Here is a 21404-nt window from a genome sequence, read left to right on the forward strand (position 1 = left end):
TCTCTATTCCCCTATGCCATAAGTGTTACGCTTTACTTTTCCCCTATTTTAAAAAAAGTTTCATAAAAAAAGCTAATGACATGATAAATCATGTCATTAGCTTCCTTATCTCTATATTAAAGGTCTATTTTTATCTTTTCAACAGGCAGTAAAACCTATTTATTTTACACAATTATCCTTGATATCAACATAAAGCAACAAAAAACCAGACCTATTTTCTATGCATTTTAAATTCTAAAAACAATTCGTTGTAGTAACCTAACATTTCTTTTCCTAGATTATCGTAAACCTCTAACTTTTCAGTTAATGCTTCATCTGGATAGAAACGTTCATCTTTTGCAACTTCCTCAGGTAAGTAATCTAACGCTTTTTCATTTGGTGTTGAGTACCCCACGTATTCAGCGTTTCGAGCTGCAATTTTCGGATCTAACATAAAGTTCATAAATTGATGAGCTCCCTCAATATTGTTTGCCGTTTTAGGAATCACCATATTGTCAAACCACAGGTTCGATCCTTCTTCTGGAACTACATAATCCAGATTCTCATTTTCACTCATAATCTCTGAAGCATCACCAGACCAAACTAACCCTACCGCTGCCTCTTCATTTGCTAGCAACATTTTAATTTCGTCTCCAACAATTGCTTTCACGTTGGGTGTTAACGTATCTAACTTTTCTTTCGCTTCTCTTAAATGCTTTTTATCCGTGTCATTTAGCGAATAGTCTAAGCTATTAAGTCCCATCCCTATCACTTCTCGTGCCCCATCAGCTAAAAGGATTTGATTTTTCAACTTTGGATCCCATAGATCGTCCCAACTCGTAATTTCCTTGCCGTTTAGCATTTCTTTGTTATAGACAACACCTACTGTTCCCCAGAAGTAAGGAATAGAATATCTATTTCCTTCATCAAACGATAAGTTCAGAAAGCGTGGATTAATATGCTTTAAGTTAGGTAGCTGCTTATGGTCTACAGGAAGTAGTAAATCTTCTTCCTTCATTTTACTAATGGCATACTCTGATGGTACCGCAATATCAAACGTAGTGCCACCTTGTTCAATTTTTGTCATCATTGCCTCGTTGGAATCAAACGTTTGATAGATAACTTTAATCCCTGTCTCTTCCTCAAACTCATCAATAATTTCTGGATCAATATAGTCCCCCCAGTTATAAACAGTCAGAGTATTGTCTCCTGAATATCCTTGGGCAGAGTTTAACTGAGATACAACGTACATTAAGACGAGTGAAATGGCTACAATAACAATAAATGACCGCATTAGTTGCTTCATTTCTCACCCCCGCCTCCTTTCGTACGAAGATTGCGTTGACTAACAAAGTAGTAGCCCACTACCAACAGCACAGTGAATAAGAAAATCAGAGTAGACAATGCATTAATTGTTAATGATACGCCACGTCTTGCTAGTGAATAAATTTCAACTGACAGTGTAGAAAACCCATTTCCCGTTACAAAGAACGTAACTGCAAAATCATCTAATGAATAAGTTAGTGCTAAAAAGAAGCCTGCAAAGATTCCTGGTGCAATAAACGGTAAAATGACTTTTGACAATACTTGAAAACGACTTGCACCTAAATCCCTTGCTGCATCAATCAAAGTTGAACTCATTTCTTGAAGCTTCGGGAGAATCATAATGACAACAATTGGTACACTAAAAGCAATGTGGGCAAGCAGAACAGATGTAAAGCCCAGCTTAATCCCAACAATCGTAAATAAAATAAGAAAAGAAGCTCCTATGATGACATCTGGACTAACAATGAGAACATTATTTAACGTCAACAGCGTATTTTGAATTCTTCTTCTTTTTACATAAATAATTGCAAGCGCTCCAATGATTCCAAGAATGGTTGAAATCACCGATGAAAGCAATGCAATAATAAGCGTGTTTAATACAATAATTAATAGTCTTGTATCTTGGAAGACTTCCTTATACCACTGCAATGTAAAGCCTTCAAACTCCCTCATTGAGCCCCCACTATTAAATGAGTAATACATAAGGTAAAAAATTGGCGCATATAAAATGACAAAAACCAAAATTAAATATATATTGCTCCATTTCCATTTCTTCATCATTTTATAGCCCTCTCTTTCTAGTTCCAGTTGCAATCATCATAATTGCCATCGCAATAATTAAGAAGACCGCAATCGTCGCTCCCATTCCCCAGTCTTGTGTTACTAAGAAATGCTGTTCAATTGCTGTACCAAGCGTAATTACTCGGTTCCCGGCAATTAGACGAGTAATCATGAAGAGTGATAATGCAGGAATAAAGACTGCTTGGCATCCGGACTTCACACCATTTAATGTGAGCGGAAATACAACGCGACGGAATGTTGTCCATGAAGAAGCCCCTAGATCTCTGGATGCGTATATTAAAGAAGGGTTCAGCTCTTCTAACGAGTTGAAAATAGGTAAAATCATAAATGGAATAAAGATATAAACAGATACAAAAACAAAACTAAAATCAGTAAATAATATTTGATGAGTGCCAAACCCTAAAAACTCACTAAAACTATTAATTGTTCCGTACGTACCGAAAATCCCTAAAAATGCATACGCTTTTAGCAGTAAGTTAATCCAAGTCGGTAAAATAATTAACAACAGCCATAGCTGCTTATGTCTTGTTTTGGTTAGTAAGTACGCTGTAGGATAAGCAATTAGTAACGAAAATAGCGTAATCAAAAAAGCATACCAAAACGAGCTGAGCGTCATTTTTAAATAAACTGGTGTAAAAAATTTCTCATAGTTAGCGAAGGTAAACTCATTATGAATATCAAAGAACGAATAATAAACAACTAAGGCAATCGGTGCAATAACAAACAAAGCAATAAAAAGCAGATAAGGTATTAAATAAATATTACGTGACTTAGTTTGCATGAGTCTCGTCACCATATGCTTCTAGCCTTTTATCAAACTCTTCCTCTGTTTCACCAAAGCGCATAACGTGAATTGCTTCAGGATCAAAGTAAAGACCGATCTCTTCGTCTACTGTTGCTTTTTTTGTTGAATGCACAAGCCACTCGTTTCCATCCTTATCGTATCCACAAATTTCATAGTGGACCCCTCTAAACAGCTGAGAGTCAACTTTCACTTGAATTTTACCCTTTTCTGGATCCGTAATTTCTAAATCCTCTGGACGGATGACAATTTCTACTTTTTCATTTGGATTGAAGCCTTTATCCACACATTCAAAACGTTCACCTGCAAACTCTACGACAAAGTCTTCAACCATACTTCCTGGAATAATATTTGACTCTCCAATGAAATCTGCTACGAAACGATTAATAGGTTCATCATAAATATCTGTTGGTGCACCGCTTTGCTGGATATTCCCTTTGTTAAGTACAAAGATTTCATCGGACATCGCTAATGCTTCTTCTTGATCATGCGTAACAAAAATAAATGTAATGCCTAATCGGCGCTGAAGCTCTCTTAGTTCATACTGCATTTCCGTACGCAGCTTTAAATCCAATGCTGATAGTGGTTCATCAAGTAAAATGACCTCCGGTTGATTTACAATTGCTCGAGCAATTGCCACGCGTTGACGTTGGCCTCCAGACATCTCTTTAATTTCACGATTTTCATATCCTTCTAGATTGACGAATCGAAGTGCTTCACTCACCCGCTCTTTGACTTCGGCATTCTTTACTTTTTTTATTCGTAATCCAAATGCAATGTTTTCAAATACATTAAGATGCGGAAATAATGCATAATCCTGAAAAACGGTATTAACCTGACGTTTGTTAGCTGGTACGGAATTGATTTTCTTACCGTTGAAATAAATATCTCCGCTTGAAGCCTCTGTAAACCCTGCAATTAAACGTAAAATAGTTGTTTTACCACACCCTGATGGACCTAGTAACGTGTAAAATTTCCCTCTCTCAATTTCAAAGCTTACGCTATCAAGCACTATTGAATCGTTATCGTATTGCTTTGTTACATTTTCAAAGCGAATAATCGCTTGATTATCGTTCATTTCAATCTTCTCTCCTCTTAATCTCTTTATAAATATGACTCTGTCGCTACCACAATAAGCTCAGTGACGCCGTCGTAGGCATTAAACATTTTGTGCTCTTCAGCAGCTTGAAAATAAATTGTTTCTCCTTCTTTCGCTTCATACGTTCGCTGACCAATTTGAACAATAACAGCTCCTTTTAGCACATAGCCAAAGGTCTCAGATAGGGAAGGCTCAAATTCTTTAAATTCACCTTTTCGTTCTAAAATTAACCGAATAGGCTCCATTTCTTTTTCATTCGATTCATGAACTAACCATTCAATATGATAGCCTTTTTCTTCATCACAATAATTTGTGTAGTCTTCTTTTTTATATACAACTTTTTGCACCGTTGTATCTTGATCAAAAAACTCTTTTGGTTGGCAACCTAACACTTCTAAAATACTAAAAAACGTTTCAAGAGAAGGCGAGCTTAAATCTCGCTCTAACTGTGAAATATAACCTTTGCTAAGGTCCGTCCGTTCTCCAAGCTCTTCTTGCGTTAATCCCTTTTTTAAACGTAAGTTCTTAATCTTCTTACCTATCTCCATTTATTTAAACCTCGACATGTTTAAAATAAGTAAACTTCTAGTAAATAAAGTTTTATAATACTTAACTTAAAGTTTACTTTCAACTCGTATTATTATACATGTTTTAAAGCTAAGCACAAGAAGTTTTTTTAGCAATTATGGTACTTAAAAGTTGCAGCTTGGTTGCATTAAAAAAAGCACCGCTTAAACGATGCTTTGCTCTATTCTACTTCTTCAATTTCTTTTTGAATATCTTCTTTATCTAAATCTGCGTTACGAAAACGTTGGGTTTTATCAAGGTCCAGCTCCAACGATGTTTTTTCTTCTAAACTTATCTTTACATGCTCAACGGTCACATCTAAAACGTGACCACCTGCCGTTTTGTATTCATCAATAAAATGAAAATGGTACCCTGGCACACCTATACCTGCTACATAAGCTGGAGTGAAAAATCCAACCATAGTTCCCTTAACATTTTCCAGCTCAAAAACAGGCTGGCTTTCAGCAACTTTCGTCATTGGTGGATAGGGCTTGTTTTGTTTAGCTACCGTTCTTGTTTTTACTTGTTGAAAAGCCCCCTCCACCTTTATTGCATAAAAGACATTTTGACTACTCATATTAGCCTCTAGCTGCTGCTCAAGCTCTTTCTGAGTTAACACCTTATCAAGATTAATTTCTGTTCGCCCTTTAAAATACGTCATCACGGCAAATGGCAGTATATCTTTTGAATGGACCTTTACCGCTTCTCCTTCTCTTAAATGATAAAAATCCCCATCCACCGCTAACATTTCACCATCTAGCGCCTGGAATGTCCCAAGGCCAAAATCTCCTTTTTGAGAAAGCTCTTCTTTTGTAATTGTTCCATCGTAAACACCCTCTAAGAGTGCTACCATCGTAGATTTTTGATAAATACTAGAGGTCATTATTCGTTTCCCCTTCCGTTACAGATAACTATTGATATAACAATTATTCCCTCTGAAAAGAAGCTGAAACAACGGAGCTATTTAAAGAATCGACTCATAATAAGCGTGCTGTAATAGTTGCCATCAGATAATTTCTTATCTTTTTTCAGTACACCTTCTACTTCAAATTTATACTTCTTATAAACATGTATAGCACTTTTATTCGTTTCAATAACCTTTAGGGTTACCTTAACGAAGCCTTGATAGCCAGCCCAAAGAAGCGATTGATTTAATAATTCCTGACCAACCTTTAGTCCCCAAAAATCTCTTTTAACCCCTACACCAAATTCAACTTGATGCATGAGACGCTGAAGTTGACTGCCTGCACACCTAGAGAATCCCACAAGGTTGTTTTCTACTTCCGCGACGAGAAATAAATGATTAGGTGTCGACGTATCTATTAAAATCAGTTCCCTGAATCCCTCTTCATCAATTATCCCCTCTCCTTTTACACGATCGAGATGTTCTGTTTCACCATCAATTTGTAATCGTAATTCAGCAAGTGCAGATGCATCGCTGATCGCAGCAACACGAATGGTATACTCTATTCCCTTGACTTGAAATGTTTTTGATTTTACCACCAATCTTCTCTCCCTCTTTTAACCCATTAAAAAACGAGCCTTTGTTTTATTATAAGGCTCGTTTAGAAAAAGATATTTTTATTTCTGTAATTGAGAGTAGTGCTCAATAATTTCCTGGGTTAGGTCATCATTTTCATGTAGGTCGCTCACTTTACTTAGCACATATAAAATACCATGCTCTTCAAGCATTGTTTGGAGCTGAACAGCTTCTTCATCCTCCGAAGGGTCAAACAGCAATGCTGCAGCGATTGCCTTGGCTAAGTTTGTATATGATAAACCTGCTTGCTTTGCTTCTACAGCTGGACGAACTAATCGATCTTGCGGCCCTAGCTTACGAAGAGGTGAACGACCTACGCGATTGACAGAATCGTTTAAGTACGCATTTTTGAAGCGCTCAATAATTTTCTTAATATATGCTTCATGTTCATTTTGATCAAGACCATATCGATGAACAAGGTACGCCCCTGTTTCCTGCAATGTCTTTTTTACCTGTTCGTAAATCGCAGCATCCTCTAATGTCTGATCAATCGTCTCTTTTCTTTGCAAGTAACCTAAATAGGCAATGACGGCATGTCCTGTGTTAACCGTAAAAAGTTTACGTTCAATAAATGGTGCTAAGTCCGGAACAATTTTCATTCCTTCAACTGTTGGAATATGTTCTTTTGTTTCTACCACCCACTCATAATATGGCTCAACCAATACATCGATAGATTCTGGATTCGATTGAATCGGTACAATACGATCGACTGCTGAATTAAAGAACGACACTTTCCCACTAAGCTGTTCCTTTGTTTCCTCATCTAGGCTCTCTAGAATGTAGCCTTTTAAGAGCTCCGTTGCAGAAATTTGATTCTCACATGCGATAACATATACTTTCTCATCGTTTTCTTTTACGCGAGCTGCTAAGCCTTTTGCAATCAATGGTGCAATACGAGGTAAAATTGTCGGGCCGATAGCTGTTGTGATGTAAGTAGCAGTTTTTAAAGCTTCTAACACTTCTTGCTCTTGCGTCATATTATTTAAGCCAGACACATTATTCACTTCAATTATTTCCGTATCTTCCGCTGCCGTTTTCACATGGTACCTTTTATCTTCGTTTAATTTATCAATAATTGGTTGGGCAATATCCACAAACGTAACATGATATCCCGACTGAGCAAAAAGCGCACCGATAAACCCTCTTCCAATGTTGCCTGCACCAAAATGTACAACTGTTTTCACACTTATCATTCCTTTATCAAATTATTTTGTAAGTATTCATAAAATGTATCTTCCAGTTTTTTTCGAATCATCTCTTCATTAGAGGACGAAAAAATCATCATCGCCTCTTTATCTTCAATCAAGCTTGTACTAATTAGGCTTAAAATCTCTTGCTCACGGATTGTAAGCTTTTCTGGGGCCAACATCAGCAGTAGGTTTCGTGTTTCCATCATTTTTCCATCCATCCCTTTCACCTGACAAGGATTGTGCAAATGAGAAATTTGAAACAATAGTTGCCCTATCCCTTCATGTCGACAGTGAAAAAGAGCCATGCTTGTTTCTGGAATACCAAGCCCACCTTTTTCTTCTCGCTCCTTGAGCTTTTGAATAATGCTTTGTGTGTTTTTAACCAAACCTTCACGACCTGCAGCCGCAACCATACGAGCAATGATTTGCTCATGATCTAAAATTGAACCTTCTCGGTAAATCCTTAGGTTGTCAAAAATGGAATCAATACTTGTATACACTTCTTTTATTTCTTTCATTACTTGTTGAAAAGGTGGTCTATCATTTGCATTTGAAGTAGCAGTTATGCTGCTTTTTGCTGTATATCGATTCTTTTGTGTTAACTCCTCCACATTTTTTTGAAGAAAGGTTCGAATAGCATGAATATCCTCATCGCTAAGGAGCGGATTAACTAAGATGTATTCACATGCTAAAAACGGTAAACGGACGGTTGAAATAATAAGGTCGTACTTTTCTATATTTGTTTCATGAATTTCTTTAATCGATTTTACATCAACAGAGTCAATTTCAATAAATTCTTTCTTTATTCGACTCGCTAGCATCTTAGATGTACCGATACCTGTTGGACATACCACTAATGCTTTGATTACAACATTTTCTTCTCGCACTACTAAAGAAGAGCCAAAATGAAGAACTACATACGCAATTTCATCATCTGAAAAAGATAACTCGTTAAACTCTTTTTCCATGCTGTTTCGTACCGCCATAAAGAGTAGTGGATACTTCTTTTTAATCTCTTCCGTTAATGGATTAAATGCTTCTAGCTGCTGTTGAATGCGAAAGATAGATGGCTCCATGTGCGCTAATAACCCTTGAAATAGTGAAAAGTCATTTGTTAAGTCGATATGCAGCTGAATGGAAACATCTTGAATAACTCTCTTAATCATGCGTCCTAAAACTATACTATCGTAATCTACTGCGTTGGCTACTTGAAGTTTAGATGCTCGTAGTACAACCGCTAGGAATGTAATATCATTAGTGTTAATGCTGAGAGAAAACTGTTCCTCTAGCTCTTTGCACAGACTTTCGATTAATTGGTACTCATTTGACGCTTCCTTAATTAACACTGATTCTTCTAACTGAAAGCCTTTCTCAGACCTTTGTAGCATGATACATGTATGAATGATTAACCCCATATAATCGCTGTCTGCTAACCTCGATTGGCCTTTATTTATCTTTAAATTAACAATACGATCCACTTCCGCCAAATAAGCAGCATTAAAATAATATAAAACCTTTTCTTGCTTTAATTTATTGTTTTGAAGCAAAAAAAGCTGTTCGATTAGCTCTTCTCCAAAATAAACAAGAAAGTAATTAGCAAGTGCTTTTCGTTTGTTGATTTCAGTTGAAACGACCTCTAACCCAACTCCTCTTCTTCGAACAAGGGTTACACTGTAATGTTCAAGCCAATCTGTTAATTCATCCAAGTACGAAGTTAAGGTAGTGATGCTAACACCTAAGTCTTTAGCTAGCGTTTGGAGCTTAAAAGATGCTTCTTCCAATAGCTTAATAACCAATAATAGCTTACGTTCTTTCGGAGACTGATCGGTAGGTTGAACTTTCATAAGCTCTTGGATCAACTTGAAAATCTGTTCATCTTTACCGCTAATTATCAATCCTTCATCTGGTGTACGAACTAATTGCAAATTAAATTGCTTCAGTAAGGATTCAATTGTTTTCAAATCCCGATGTACGGTTCTAGCACTTACCTTCAAAAAACTAGCAATGGATAAAGCCGTATGTTTTCCTGATGTTTTAATGATTAATTCAATAATGTTTTTTTCCCTGGATGTAATAAACACATGCATCAACTCATTTCTTATCTAAAGAAATTAACGCCTTGCAGAAAGAACGAATAGAAAGGCACTTTACATGCCTTTCTACACTTTTACTTTTTTAGTTCAACTCACCTTGAATAATTGCTTTAAGTTCTTTAGCTGATGTAGCTTGAACCATTTTTTCAATGTTATCCATATCAGAACATGTTACGGCGATACCCGACAGGATTTCGAGATGCGTACCATCTTTGCCTGCAATACCAAAGATTAAACGTACTTGTTCTCCATCGAAATCAACACCATTTGGAACTTGCAGCACCGTAAATCCAGATTTTAATACGTTCTTTTTTGCTTCTTCTGTACCATGCGGAATAGCAACATCATTTCCCATATAAGTAGATGTTATATTGTCACGTTCAATCATAGCTTCAATATAACTCTCTTCCACATAACCACCTTTTACAAGAACTTCTCCTGCAAATCGAATTGCTTCTTCTTTGTTGCTAAATTCTTGATTAAGAAAAATATTCTCTTCGCGCAGCAAGCTATCATCTTCTGGACTTGATTCTACTACTTCCTCTACTTGAGGAATTCTTCCTTCCGCTGAAGAATCATTTTTAAGCTTATTAATAAGCTTGTCATATTCAGGGCTCGATAAGAAATTATCTACTGAAATATGATATGCTTCTGGAATTTTATTTTGAGCACGTGGAGTAAGTTCTTCTTGTGTAATAACGATTTGAGCATCACTTGGAATATTGCTGATTGCTGTATTTGTAACAAAGATATCTAAACCAGCTTCTTTTACTTTTTTACGAAGTAATGATGCTCCCATTGCACTTGATCCCATTCCAGCGTCACAAGCGAATACAACTTTGTTAACTTCTTTTGGTAACGCTCCTTTATTTGTCACAATTGAGCCAGCTACCGAACTCTTCTTCCCCTTCATCTCTTGCATCTTGCGCGTTGCCTCATCTAGATCCTCTGTTTGCTTACCTGTTTTTAAGATAAACGCTGAAACAACAAATGATACAACTGTCGCTACCAGAACGCCTGCAATGTTTGCAATGTAACTTCCTGCATTACCTGGTGTTGCAGCTAAAATAGCTAAGATACTACCTGGAGATGCAACAGCTTGAAGTCCTCCACCTAGGAGTACAAGCGTGAATACACCACTCATACCTCCTAAAATTGTCGCAATAATAAGCATTGGACGCATTAACACGTACGGGAAATAGATTTCGTGAATACCCCCAATAAAGTGAATAACGGCTGCACCTGGAGCAGATTGCTTTGCTGTTCCACGTCCAAAGAACCAATAAGCTAATAGTACTCCTAGACCAGGACCTGGGTTTGCTTCAAGAAGTAGCAAAACAGACTGACCAGTAGTACGAATTTGCTCTGCACCAATTGGTGATAAGATTCCATGGTTGATTGCATTATTTAAGAATAGGATTTTTGCTGGTTCAATTAAAATACTTGTTAGTGGGAGTAATCCAGCACCTACTAACCAATCTACCCCAACAATTAGTGCTTGTGTAAACGCGTCTACTGCAGGACTAATACCTAAGAAAGCTAAAATAGCTAATATGCCACCTAAAATACCTGCCGAAAAGTTATTTACAAGCATTTCAAAGCCTGTTTTAATTTTACCGTCAATTAACTGATCAAATTTCTTAATAACGTATCCACCAAGTGGACCTACAATCATCGCTCCAAGGAACATTGGAATATCTGCTCCAACGATAACCCCCATTGTAGCAATGGCACCAACGACTGCACCACGCTGGTCATGAACTAGCTTACCGCCGGTATAACCAATCAATAGCGGTAATAAGTACGTAACCATTGGTCCAACAAGCTTAGCAAGCTCTTCATTTGGAAAAAAGCCTTTTTCAATAAATAGTGCTGTAATTAGACCCCAGGCAATAAATGCCCCGATATTTGGCATAACCATTGAGCTTAGAAAGTTACCAAACTTTTGAACGCCTACTTTTATATTTGATTGAGCCATATGCTCTCTCCCTTTCTATATCATAATTACACTTATAATGTTAGGATATGAACCGCTTACATTCAATGAAGAAGAAAACTAACTTTGTCACACCTTAACGAGACAAAGGTATATTTATGTATATAGGCTTTGAAGAGAAGTATATTTGCATACGTATATCTTATTGAAAGAGAAATTCTAGAACAGTTCGTTTAGTTCTTTAAACGCACCAATTGTATAGTCTGGGTCATCTACTTTTCCAAATCCATACGATGCATAAACAAATGGAATACCTGCATATCGAGCTGCTTCGTAATCTCCTTGTGTATCCCCTACATATACTGGTTCTTTTAAGTTATTACGCTCGATAATGAGCTTAATATTCTCACCTTTTGATAAACCTGTACGCCCAGGGTTTTCAAAGTCAATAAAATGTGCGTCTAGCTTGTGATAGTTATAAAAAGCTTCAATATACCCTTCTTGACAATTACTTACAATATACAATTTATATTTTTTAGAAAGCTCTTTTAGTGTTCTCTCTACTTGTGGGTACAAAAGACCGCCACTTTTTTCTAAATAAGCATTCTCTACTTCACAACATTCTGCTAGAATCTGCTTTTGCTTTTGTTCATCTAACTCTGGAAATAGCTTTTGAGCAATCTCTTGAAATGGAAGACCCATGGTTTGTTCAAAGTCTCTTTCCGTTACTTCTTTTTTCACATACTTGCTTCTTTTAATGACTTCGTTCCAAGCGACGGTTACCGTCCCAATTGAATTCCAGAGTGTTCCGTCTAAGTCAAAGATTATACTATCCATCTAGTCATCCCCTTTAATTTGTCTTACCGTCATTATAAACATAACAAAGCTTCCTTTTTCAATTATCAAAGGAAGCCTTATAAAAGCTTATATACACCATTACAAAATTTTATCTATTTATTCGCTTAACCATGGCAGTTGCAAATTCTTCAAATCCCAAGGATTCATAATAGGGCTTAAGACTATCTACACACATAAGTTGAGGAATGACTCTTTGCTTCTCACAGTACTTAATAATGCGGTTCATAAGCTCTTTACCAATTCCCTTTGATTGATATGCAGGAGCGACACCCACACCACAGATTGTAGCTGTAATAATACCATCAGATATAACTCTCGCTGTACCAACTAGCTCGTCTGCATCAAATGCATATAGTGTATACCAGCTCTGCTCGCACATTTTCTTTAGTTCATCTGTTGTTAGATTGATTGAATTCCAACCTAAAGAGTCATATAAAACTCGCATCTGATTAAAATCTTTGGGTCCCTTAATTGTATAACATATACGTTGATTCAATCTTTCCCCTCCTATTTCATCTATCTCCGCTACTTGGGTCTTTCTATAAAAATAGCCTTTTCGTAACTATTATACGAAAAGGCTATTTTTACTAGAAGTTAGTCTACTACAATATAAGTTGCTTTTACAGGTCCATGCACTCCAACAATCAAGTTCATCTCAATATCAGCGCTGTTGCTTGGTCCAGTGATAAAACTCACATAAGAAGGGACATCTTCACCCTCTAGCTGCTTTTTGTGTATAAGCGAAGCTGCTTGTGTCATCCGTGGAACTAGCGTGCTTTTAGGAATAATTGCAACAAACGTTTTCGGTAACAAACTGATTGACCTACCGTGATCTTTATTATGAAAGAGCGTTACCGTTCCTGACTCTGCAAGCGTCACATCGCTAAAAACAAGCCCTACGTCGGCTGCTTCTGCAATTTGTTGATTTACCTTTTTTTTCTCTGCATCCCAGATATGAACTTGGAGGTCTTCAGCATTTCTCTCAAAAAAGCCGGTTAACCCATATTCTTTATTTCGCAGATCATTTGAAGTGATTAACGACTTTCCCTCGTAACCTTTAATCGTTTCTGCAAGAACACCAACCAATCCTTCACGATCTGTTCGCTTAAAAGTTGTATGAATTACTTTACAATGCTCTTGTAAAATATCGACAAGTTCATCCTGTGTCCTATCTTTGAATACATCATACTGTGGCGTAACGCTCCAGCTTGGGCGCTGTACACCTTCGACTTTTCGTTCTCTACCTAAAGTAGCAGCTAATTTATCTAAAAAAGCCTCTCGATTCTGTATCATGATGACGATTCACTCTCCTCCTGCCGTTGTTTAAACCAAGAACGGAATGACTGACCTTCCGGAGCATAGAAATCACGTACATTCGTCCAATCCTTCAGGGGACCTGGCCCATTTTCAATCATACCCTCTTTTGTCCATGGTCTAAGAGCAGGCTTAGCGAGATTTGCACTTAAGTTATAAAGAGATGGATTGGCCGACCACTTCGCGAATCCCTTCATCATGAGCTTTTCAGTCAGGGGTGCTTTCTTTTCTCGTTCCACAATGATTTGACGATGGCGAACTAAATGCTCGTGCAGTGGTATTTTAACAGGACATGCTTCTGAGCACGCTGCACATAGCGTAGATGCATACGGAAGCTCTTTATGATCGTCATAGCCTTCTAAAAGTGGCGTGATGACTGCACCGATTGGCCCTGGATAAATTGAGTTGTAAGCATGCCCTCCAATATGACGATAAACAGGACATGCGTTAATACAGGCGGCACAGCGAATACAGTGAAGTGCTGATTGAAATTCTGTTCCTAAAATTTTTGAACGACCATTGTCTACAATGACTAAATGAAACTCATCTGGACCATCTATTTCTTCTTCGAGCCTTGTTCCTGTAATAGCCGTAATATAGCTCGTTAGTTTTTGTCCAACCGCTGCTCGGGTTAGTAAACTAACAAGCACCTCCATCTCTTCCCAAGTGGGAACAATTCTCTCCATTCCCATCACCGTAATAACAGTGTCCGGTAGACTTGTAACCATTTCTGCGTTTCCCTCATTGGTAACAAGGGTGATAGCACCTGATTCTGCAATAGCGAAATTACACCCTGTAACTCCTACGTCAGCCGCTAAGAAATCTTGACGAAGTTGTTCTCGAGCAAACGCTGCCAGCTCTTCGGGAGTATCTGAGCCACCGTATCCTTTTTTATTAGCAAACGTTTCTCGTATTTGTCCTTTATTTTTATGAAGAGCAGGAGCTACGATGTGAGAAGGTGGATCTTCATCCAGTTGCAAAATCCATTCACCCAAATCAGATTCCACAACCTCAGCACCTACTTCTTCAAGCGCTTTATTTAAACCAATTTCTTCAGTTACCATCGATTTTGATTTAACAACTTTTTTCGCTTCCTTCTTTTTTATCACATTTTTAACATACTCATTTGCTTCTTCTGCTGTTTCTGCAAAAAAGACATTTCCTCCTCGTCTAGCTACTTGTTCGCTCAGTTGATGTAAATAGTAGTCTAGATTCTCTAATGTATGTGAACGAATTTCAGAACCGAGCTGTCGCCACTCTTCCCAATTTCCCCATGCTTCTGCCTGATTTAACCGCCCATTTCGAAGTCTTCCTTGAGCGGAGGAAACGGCTTGCCTCATAAAGTCGTCTGCAATTCCTTTTTGAATTCGTTCTTTGTATGGAATTTCACCAATTTTGACGCTCATTTTCGTTCCTCCGTTTCTTAATGGGTGTTTAGAATCTCAGTAATATGAACAACTTTAACTTCTTTCCCTTCACGACTCATGCGACCGCCGATATTCATTAAGCACCCCATATCAGCACCCACTAAATATTCGGCTTTTGTTTCTGAGACATGACGTGACTTTTCACTGACCATCTCTTGTGAAATAACAGAGTTTTTCACGGCGAACGTACCACCAAATCCACAGCAATCTTCTTCACACGGTAAATCAACTAGTTCTACACCTTTTACGTTTTTCAACAGTACTTTAGGCTGTTCCTTTACTCCTAACAGTCGTTTCATATGACAAGAGGAATGAAAAGTGACTTTTCCCTTAAACGAAGAATTTAAGTCTGTAACGTTTAATACATCTACAAGGAATTCAGTAATTTCATAGCACTTATCTGCAAAAGCTTCCGCTTCTTTCTCCCATTCTACATCTCCTCTAAACACCGCGGGATACTCCTTCAACATACTGATGCATGATCCTGATGGTCCCACTATATATTCAGAATGACGAAAAGCTTTCATCATTTGCTTCATAGACTGCTTTGCTTCCTGTAGGTATCCACTGTTATACGCTGGTTGGCCACAGCACGTTTGCTCCATAGGATAATCAACTTTACAGCCGCATCGTTCCAGGATTTCAAGCGTGTCTTTTGCTACATTGGCAAAAAGAATATCACTTAGGCATGTACTAAATAAGGAAACTCTCATACTTGCTCACCTCTCAGAAAATTGGTAAACAGCCGGCTACATCATTCAATATATGTAAAAAGACGGCTTTGAACATTTTGCAAATGTTCAAGCATCGCTTCACTCGCCTCATTTGGCTGCCTATTTTTAATAGCTTCAAAGATTCTTCGATGCTCTACTTTTAAATCTTCGACCGTATTACCTGAATATAAGAATACTTTTCTTGTTTCTTGAATCGTTTCAGAGATTAACGACGACACGCTGCTCATTAAATTAATAAGTAATTTATTATGTGTCGCGTTCGCAATGGCCAAATGGAAGTCTAAATCCGCGCTTGAGGCTAACTCTTCATTTCCGCTTGCATTCTCCATCACAATCAATGCTTTCTCAAGCGCTAAAAGATCCTCTTCTTCGTGCACTGCTGCTGCTTGAGCCACCGTACCTAACTCTAAAATTTCACGAACTTTGTAAAGTTCTTTAATATCTTCAATCTTCATTAAAAAAGCAATGTTGACAGGTAACTGAAATTTAGAAGGATCAAAGTTATTTACAAACGTACCTTCTCCATGCCTCGCTGCGACTAGCCCCATTGTACGTAAGCCACTTAAAGCCTCGCGAATAGTTGACGTTCCTACATCAAAACTTTTTGCTAATTTTTCAACAGACTCTAATTTATCACCAGGCTTTAAATCTCCTGCTTTAATTAATTCAATTAATGTTTCAGCTACTTCCTCATATGCTTTTTTTCCACGAACACGTTTATAGTTCATTTCATTCAACTCCCATCTATCTCTCTATTATATCGATTTACTTACAAGAGAATACAATGGGAAACCCCGCTTTTCTTATTTAAAAAACATTTAAAAAGAGAAACCCTGCTATACCTGCTAATACTCCATATACAACTGCTGTCCCTAACGTTTTGCGAATAATTTCTCCCTCTTTACCAGATAAACCAACGACAGCACTAGCAGCCACAACATTGTGAACGCAAATCATATTTCCCGCTGCAGCACCAATGAGTTGAACTGCTAAAACAGTGTTTAAGTTTAACCCAATTGCCTGGGCAACATTATACTGGATTGGTGAAAAGGTTAATGTGGATACCGTTGCACTTCCAGTGATGAACGCTCCAAGTTTTCCAAGGAATGGCGCTACAAAAATCCATACTGATCCTAAAGAGCTCGCCAATGATTCGGCAATGTATTCGGGCATGCTATTTAAATTGTTTAGGTTCAATCCAGAATTAACAAACACCTGTACCATCGCCAGCGTTGCAATAAGTGAAATCGCTGTGATTTTCATTGTACCTAGTGACTCTTTTGATGCTTGCAAAAATGTTTTATAAGACTTTCTTTGAATAAGAAAAGCAAACACAGCTGCCAAAGTTAGAATCGTTCCTGGAGAATATAAAAACTCCCATTTAGAAACAATACCTTGTACTCCTAAAATATCCGTCCAGGTTAAGTCAATAGCGGTTAGCGCAAAGTGCTTAAGTCCTGGGATAACTCTAGTCAACAGCAATAAGACTACAACGCTAATATACGGTGCCCATGCTGTTAAAATACCCATTTCCGCTTTGTCTTCCGCTATCTTGAAATCTTTCCTCATTACCTTTCTCCATTCTCCCTTAGGTAATAAGATTCCTCTCTTTGCTGTCAAAGTTGCTACAATTAACGTAATAAGAGAGGCTAAAATGGAGACAAATTCATGTCCAAAGAAATTAGCAATCAGAAATGCGCTTACTGTATATACAATTCCAATGAGGAACGTCCACGGAAACATTTGCAGCGCATCTTTTATACCACTGCGACTAAATGTGGTTAATACAACCATTAAAATAAATGGAATAAAGACACCCGCCAATAAGTCTAAGCTTGTGACTTGCACCGCAATTTCTTTAAAGAAATTAATATCTGCGCTTGGAATATTACTGAGTCCGACTGCTACTGGCGTCCCCACTGCTCCAAACATAACGGCTGTACTATCAGCAATTAACGCAATGGTGGCGGCCACCAGTGGTTGAAAACCCAGAGCCAATAATAGCGGTCCTGTCACCATCGCCGGTGTCCCAAAACCAGCGGCTCCTTCAATAAGTGAGCCAAATAAAAAAGCTACAATGACTACTTGGACACGCATATCACCTGAAATGCTTTGAAAGCCTTGATTGATTCGAACAACTCCACCCGTATTGCGAAGGGTATTCAACAATACCAATGCACCGAATAAAATCCACAAAATCGTAAAAGTTTTATGTATTCCTTGAAAAATTGATGCTAAAATTACTTTCCCTTCCATCCCCCAGATAGTAAGCGCTAACAATATGACGATAATTGAACTCAATGCCATTCCTTTAGCAGCTGACATCCTCAGAACTACAAGAAATAAAAATGGCGCAATAATCGCACTTAGCGCAATGAACAATAACATATAAACCCTTCCCCCTAGTTGACTTATAGTATTGAGCACTCATATCTAATGAGGTCATCTGATGACCTCATTAATATAGTTACATAAATTTCATAAATAGACAATGGGGAATTTTGAATTTTCATCTAATTTATTTTATAACAACTACATATCTTCAGCTTTATTAGAACAAAAAAAGCCAAACTTATGGAGTTCCTAAGCTTGACCCTCGAATATATATTTGTTTATCATACTAGCTTCCATTGCTCTTTATGGCTTTATTTCAATTTCTTTTATCCAGTATTCAATTGTATCCATTGGTTCTGAACGTAAATGCACGTAATATACTTCCACCTCTTTTTCTTTTATTCCCTGCGGTAAAGAAAAAGTAAAGCGACCGTTCTTACTTGCTTTTATATCAAAAACTTGTGTTGCTAAGTTTGACGGATATTTTTCTTCTACCCATCCTTTAACCGAGTCTTCTAATTCTGCCATTTCCTTATAATCTTTTACTCGTTCTCTTTTCACATTTGTTACTGTGCTAGTATTTGGTACATAGAAAACGATAAAATCAGTTGGAAACCGATACACATCTAAAGGCTTTTCCCAACTGTTTTCAATTATGTATTCAGACCCTTCATGCTGCACGCTAAAGTTTAAAGATTCAGGGGTTGTTTCATACCACAGATTAAAAAGAACATAACTAGCAAAACCAAATAGAACCAACATAGGTGCTAAAAGTAAAAGAGAAAGCCAGCGGTTTATTTTCCAAAAAAAGATTCCTGCTATCATAAGCAGTAAAATAATAAAAATTACAAATGACATATTTACTCCCTCATACTTGAATTATTTTTACATTTAAGGAATAGAAGATACTGCAACTTCTATTAAGCCTGTGAAAATGATTAAAAACACCATAAAGGTGCTAGGACTCAATAAGATTTTCCTTGTGAAATTTTTTTCTTTTTGTTTTTTATACATTAAATAACCTACTACAATGGAGAAATCCCAACAGAAAAGCCCACTTTTTGAAAAGAGGTAAGAAGAATTTCCTATCTAGAATAGTACAACACCTATATGAAATAAAATTAAAAACCAGGCAAATATCTTCATTCTCAACTTCCTTTATATTTATCTTAATTTTAACATAGAATAAATTTACTTTTTTGTAAATTTCACTAACATAAACACAAAAAGAAAGAGAGCAACCAACAGGTTACTCTCTTTTTATATGATTTAAAAACCCGATTTACTATTACTCAACCGTAACAGACTTAGCTAAGTTACGTGGTTTATCTACGTCACAATCACGGTGTAGAGCTGCGTAGTAGGAAATTAATTGTAATGGAATAACCGCTGCTAAAGGTGCTAATGTTTCGTGTACCTTTGGAATTACATAGCGATCTTCTTCCGTTTCTAAGCCCTTCATAGAGATAATGCAAGGATTCGCTCCGCGCGCTACTACTTCTTTTACGTTTCCGCGAATGCTTAAATTTACGTGCTCTTGTGTTGCAAGGGCAATAACAGGCGTATTGTTTTCAATTAAAGCAATTGTTCCGTGCTTCAGCTCTCCACCAGCAAATCCTTCTGCTTGGATGTAAGAGATTTCTTTAAGCTTTAATGCACCTTCTAATCCAACGTAATAGTCTACAGAACGCCCGATAAAGAATGCGTTACGCGTTGTTGCTAAGAACTGAAGAGCAATGCTTTCCATTTCTTCCTTATCATCACATAGAACTTCCATTGTATTAGCAACGATTGCTAGTTCTTGCATTAAGTCGAAATCAAGCTTAATGCCGCGTGCTTGTGCAGTTACTGCTGCTAAAATTGAAAGCACTGCTAACTGAGCTGTATATGCTTTTGTAGAAGCAACAGCAATCTCTGGACCAGCGTGTAATAACAGCGTGTAGTCTGACTCACGAGATAAAGTTGAACCAGGAACGTTTGTAATTGTTAATGCTTTATGGCCAAGCTCTTTAATTTGAACAAGGACTGCACGGCTATCTGCTGTTTCACCACTTTGAGAAATAAAGATGAATAGTGGTTTTTCAGATAAAAGCGGCATGTTGTAAGAGAATTCACTTGCTACGTGCACTTCAACAGGTACTTTCGCCCATGTTTCAATGAATTGTTTTCCTACTAGTCCAGCATGGTAACTTGTTCCACAAGCAACGATGTATACGCGATCAGAGTTATTCATAGCTTTTACAATGTCCTCATCCACGTGAAGCTCATTGTCATCACCTTGGTATTGCTGAATGATTTTACGCATTACTAGAGGCTGCTCGTCAATTTCTTTTAGCATGTAGTGAGGATACGTACCCTTTTCGATATCACTTGCATCTAATTCAGCAGTGTAAGGTTCACGCTCTACTACTTGACCATCTAATGTTTTAATTGTAACTGCTTCTTTTGTTACAATTACTGTTTCTTTATCCATTAACTCTACATATTGGTTTGTTACTTGCAGCATCGCCATTGCATCACTTGCTACAACGTTAAAGCCTTCGCCTAAACCAACAAGTAATGGACTTTTATTTTTAGCAACATAAATTGTATTTTTATCTTCATTATCAATTAATGCTAGTGCATAAGAACCGTGTAGTAAGCTTACCGCTTTACGGAATGCTTCTTCTACTCCTAATCCTTCGCTTGCGATTTTTTCAATTAAATGAACGATTACTTCTGTATCCGTTTCACTTTTGAATTCAACACCTTGTAAATACTCACGCTTTAAAATTGCGTAGTTCTCAATAACTCCATTGTGAACTAACGTAAAGCGCCCGTTATTACTTTGATGTGGGTGAGCATTTTCACGGCTTGGAACACCGTGTGTTGCCCAGCGCGTGTGACCGATACCAGCTGGTGCTACAACATTGTTATCCACTGATTGACGTAGTTCAGCAATACGTCCTTTTTCTTTAAATACGTGTACGCCACCGTCATTAACAACTGCAATACCTGCTGAGTCATATCCACGATATTCTAATTTTTCAAGACCTCGTAATAAAATTTCCTTTGAATCTTGAGTTCCAATATAACCTACAATTCCGCACATAGATTGTAATCCTCCTTAAAGTAATGAAGAACGTTACCTTCTTCACAATAACGATTATCTTCTTAATGCGTTTGTCCAAAAAGTCACCCCTTTGTTTTTCACATCAAGCTTTCGATTGTGATAATCAACAACCGGGAGGCATCCGCCGATACTTCGATAAACCTCCTCCTCGTCAACTAAGTCACTGTCGTCTCAGACCTAGTTCAGGCGCTTTTATTTAAATTATAAACTGCTTTTAACATTCCCTCCTTTTGTAAATTAGAGACGAACAGATTTAATCTTACAACAAAGCATAAGAAATCGTCAATTATCT

General features: G+C 37.5%; 19 protein-coding genes. All 19 read right to left on the reverse strand.

The window, feature by feature from the left end:
• Nucleotides 1-211: 211 nt before the first annotated feature.
• Nucleotides 212-1285, reverse strand: a complete 1074-nt coding sequence (locus EPL02_RS20270; RefSeq protein WP_094913174.1) for an ABC transporter substrate-binding protein — start codon at nucleotides 1283-1285, stop codon at nucleotides 212-214.
• Complete coding sequence (locus EPL02_RS20275; protein ID WP_131888581.1) at nucleotides 1282-2085, reverse strand: ABC transporter permease; 804 nt, start codon at nucleotides 2083-2085, stop codon at nucleotides 1282-1284. The genes EPL02_RS20270 and EPL02_RS20275 overlap by 4 nt, the downstream gene beginning before the upstream one ends.
• Nucleotide 2086: 1 nt before the next feature.
• Nucleotides 2087-2887, reverse strand: coding sequence for an ABC transporter permease (locus tag EPL02_RS20280; RefSeq protein ID WP_094913172.1), 801 nt, complete (start codon nucleotides 2885-2887; stop codon nucleotides 2087-2089).
• Nucleotides 2877-3986 carry an ABC transporter ATP-binding protein gene (locus EPL02_RS20285; RefSeq protein WP_094913171.1) on the reverse strand — a complete coding sequence of 370 codons (1110 nt, stop codon included), beginning with the start codon at nucleotides 3984-3986 and terminating at the stop codon, nucleotides 2877-2879. The genes EPL02_RS20280 and EPL02_RS20285 overlap by 11 nt, the downstream gene beginning before the upstream one ends.
• 26 nt (nucleotides 3987-4012) lie before the next feature.
• The gene (locus EPL02_RS20290) at nucleotides 4013-4555 is read right to left on the reverse strand and encodes a helix-turn-helix domain-containing protein (protein ID WP_094913170.1); all 543 of its coding nucleotides are present in this window, start codon (nucleotides 4553-4555) and stop codon (nucleotides 4013-4015) included.
• Between the two features lie 200 nt (nucleotides 4556-4755).
• A complete protein-coding gene (gene budA / locus EPL02_RS20295) occupies nucleotides 4756-5457 on the reverse strand; it encodes an acetolactate decarboxylase (RefSeq protein WP_131888582.1) in 702 nt (233 codons plus the stop codon).
• A 77-nt stretch (nucleotides 5458-5534) separates the two neighbouring features.
• Nucleotides 5535-6080 (reverse strand): GNAT family N-acetyltransferase, encoded by a 546-nt coding sequence (locus EPL02_RS20300; RefSeq protein ID WP_131888583.1) that lies wholly within the window; start codon nucleotides 6078-6080, stop codon nucleotides 5535-5537.
• 75 nt (nucleotides 6081-6155) lie between these two features.
• Entirely contained in the window at nucleotides 6156-7298 is a 1143-nt protein-coding gene (locus EPL02_RS20305) for a mannitol-1-phosphate 5-dehydrogenase (protein WP_131888584.1), read from the reverse strand.
• Nucleotides 7299-7303: 5 nt separating this feature from the next.
• The gene (locus EPL02_RS20310) at nucleotides 7304-9391 is read right to left on the reverse strand and encodes a BglG family transcription antiterminator (RefSeq protein WP_094913166.1); all 2088 of its coding nucleotides are present in this window, start codon (nucleotides 9389-9391) and stop codon (nucleotides 7304-7306) included.
• Between the two features lie 88 nt (nucleotides 9392-9479).
• Nucleotides 9480-11375, reverse strand: a complete 1896-nt coding sequence (locus EPL02_RS20315) for a PTS mannitol transporter subunit IICBA (RefSeq protein WP_094913165.1) — start codon at nucleotides 11373-11375, stop codon at nucleotides 9480-9482.
• Nucleotides 11376-11552: 177 nt separating this feature from the next.
• Nucleotides 11553-12170, reverse strand: coding sequence for an HAD family hydrolase (locus EPL02_RS20320; RefSeq protein WP_094913164.1), 618 nt, complete (start codon nucleotides 12168-12170; stop codon nucleotides 11553-11555).
• A 109-nt stretch (nucleotides 12171-12279) separates the two neighbouring features.
• Nucleotides 12280-12687 carry a GNAT family N-acetyltransferase gene (locus tag EPL02_RS20325; RefSeq protein WP_094913163.1) on the reverse strand — a complete coding sequence of 136 codons (408 nt, stop codon included), beginning with the start codon at nucleotides 12685-12687 and terminating at the stop codon, nucleotides 12280-12282.
• A 98-nt stretch (nucleotides 12688-12785) separates the two neighbouring features.
• A complete protein-coding gene (locus EPL02_RS20330) occupies nucleotides 12786-13487 on the reverse strand; it encodes a LutC/YkgG family protein (protein WP_205687737.1) in 702 nt (233 codons plus the stop codon).
• The gene (locus EPL02_RS20335; protein ID WP_094913161.1) at nucleotides 13481-14911 is read right to left on the reverse strand and encodes a LutB/LldF family L-lactate oxidation iron-sulfur protein; all 1431 of its coding nucleotides are present in this window, start codon (nucleotides 14909-14911) and stop codon (nucleotides 13481-13483) included. Before EPL02_RS20335 ends, EPL02_RS20330 begins: the two co-directional genes overlap by 7 nt.
• Nucleotides 14912-14928: 17 nt before the next feature.
• Entirely contained in the window at nucleotides 14929-15645 is a 717-nt protein-coding gene (locus EPL02_RS20340; RefSeq protein WP_094913160.1) for a (Fe-S)-binding protein, read from the reverse strand.
• 41 nt (nucleotides 15646-15686) lie between these two features.
• Entirely contained in the window at nucleotides 15687-16394 is a 708-nt protein-coding gene (locus EPL02_RS20345; RefSeq protein ID WP_131888586.1) for a FadR/GntR family transcriptional regulator, read from the reverse strand.
• Between the two features lie 79 nt (nucleotides 16395-16473).
• A complete protein-coding gene (locus EPL02_RS20350; protein WP_131888587.1) occupies nucleotides 16474-18054 on the reverse strand; it encodes an L-lactate permease in 1581 nt (526 codons plus the stop codon).
• Between the two features lie 249 nt (nucleotides 18055-18303).
• The gene (locus EPL02_RS20355; protein ID WP_131888588.1) at nucleotides 18304-18858 is read right to left on the reverse strand and encodes a hypothetical protein; all 555 of its coding nucleotides are present in this window, start codon (nucleotides 18856-18858) and stop codon (nucleotides 18304-18306) included.
• Nucleotides 18859-19288: 430 nt separating this feature from the next.
• On the reverse strand, nucleotides 19289-21091 hold the full coding sequence (glmS, locus tag EPL02_RS20360) for a glutamine--fructose-6-phosphate transaminase (isomerizing) (protein ID WP_094913155.1): 1803 nt from the start codon (nucleotides 21089-21091) through the stop codon (nucleotides 19289-19291).
• Nucleotides 21092-21404 lie beyond the last annotated feature (313 nt).

This window comes from Bacillus sp. CBEL-1 (genome assembly GCF_004348885.1).
Lineage (GTDB): Bacteria > Bacillota > Bacilli > Bacillales > Bacillaceae_H > Priestia > Priestia aryabhattai_A.

Excerpts from the sequence above, each read along its gene's own strand:
- EPL02_RS20275 (WP_131888581.1), bottom strand. The coding sequence starts at position 2,085 with ATGATGAAGAAATGGAAATGGAGCAATATATATTTAATTTTGGTTTTT.
- budA (WP_131888582.1), bottom strand. The coding sequence starts at position 5,457 with ATGACCTCTAGTATTTATCAAAAATCTACGATGGTAGCACTCTTAGAG.
- EPL02_RS20270 (WP_094913174.1), bottom strand. The coding sequence starts at position 1,285 with ATGAAGCAACTAATGCGGTCATTTATTGTTATTGTAGCCATTTCACTC.
- EPL02_RS20345 (WP_131888586.1), bottom strand. The coding sequence starts at position 16,394 with ATGAACTATAAACGTGTTCGTGGAAAAAAAGCATATGAGGAAGTAGCT.
- EPL02_RS20310 (WP_094913166.1), bottom strand. The coding sequence starts at position 9,391 with ATGCATGTGTTTATTACATCCAGGGAAAAAAACATTATTGAATTAATC.
- EPL02_RS20290 (WP_094913170.1), bottom strand. The coding sequence starts at position 4,555 with ATGGAGATAGGTAAGAAGATTAAGAACTTACGTTTAAAAAAGGGATTA.
- EPL02_RS20335 (WP_094913161.1), bottom strand. The coding sequence starts at position 14,911 with ATGAGCGTCAAAATTGGTGAAATTCCATACAAAGAACGAATTCAAAAA.
- EPL02_RS20315 (WP_094913165.1), bottom strand. The coding sequence starts at position 11,375 with ATGGCTCAATCAAATATAAAAGTAGGCGTTCAAAAGTTTGGTAACTTT.
- EPL02_RS20340 (WP_094913160.1), bottom strand. The coding sequence starts at position 15,645 with ATGAGAGTTTCCTTATTTAGTACATGCCTAAGTGATATTCTTTTTGCC.
- EPL02_RS20285 (WP_094913171.1), bottom strand. The coding sequence starts at position 3,986 with ATGAACGATAATCAAGCGATTATTCGCTTTGAAAATGTAACAAAGCAA.
- EPL02_RS20350 (WP_131888587.1), bottom strand. The coding sequence starts at position 18,054 with ATGTTATTGTTCATTGCGCTAAGTGCGATTATTGCGCCATTTTTATTT.
- glmS (WP_094913155.1), bottom strand. The coding sequence starts at position 21,091 with ATGTGCGGAATTGTAGGTTATATTGGAACTCAAGATTCAAAGGAAATT.
- EPL02_RS20355 (WP_131888588.1), bottom strand. The coding sequence starts at position 18,858 with ATGTCATTTGTAATTTTTATTATTTTACTGCTTATGATAGCAGGAATC.
- EPL02_RS20320 (WP_094913164.1), bottom strand. The coding sequence starts at position 12,170 with ATGGATAGTATAATCTTTGACTTAGACGGAACACTCTGGAATTCAATT.
- EPL02_RS20280 (WP_094913172.1), bottom strand. The coding sequence starts at position 2,887 with ATGCAAACTAAGTCACGTAATATTTATTTAATACCTTATCTGCTTTTT.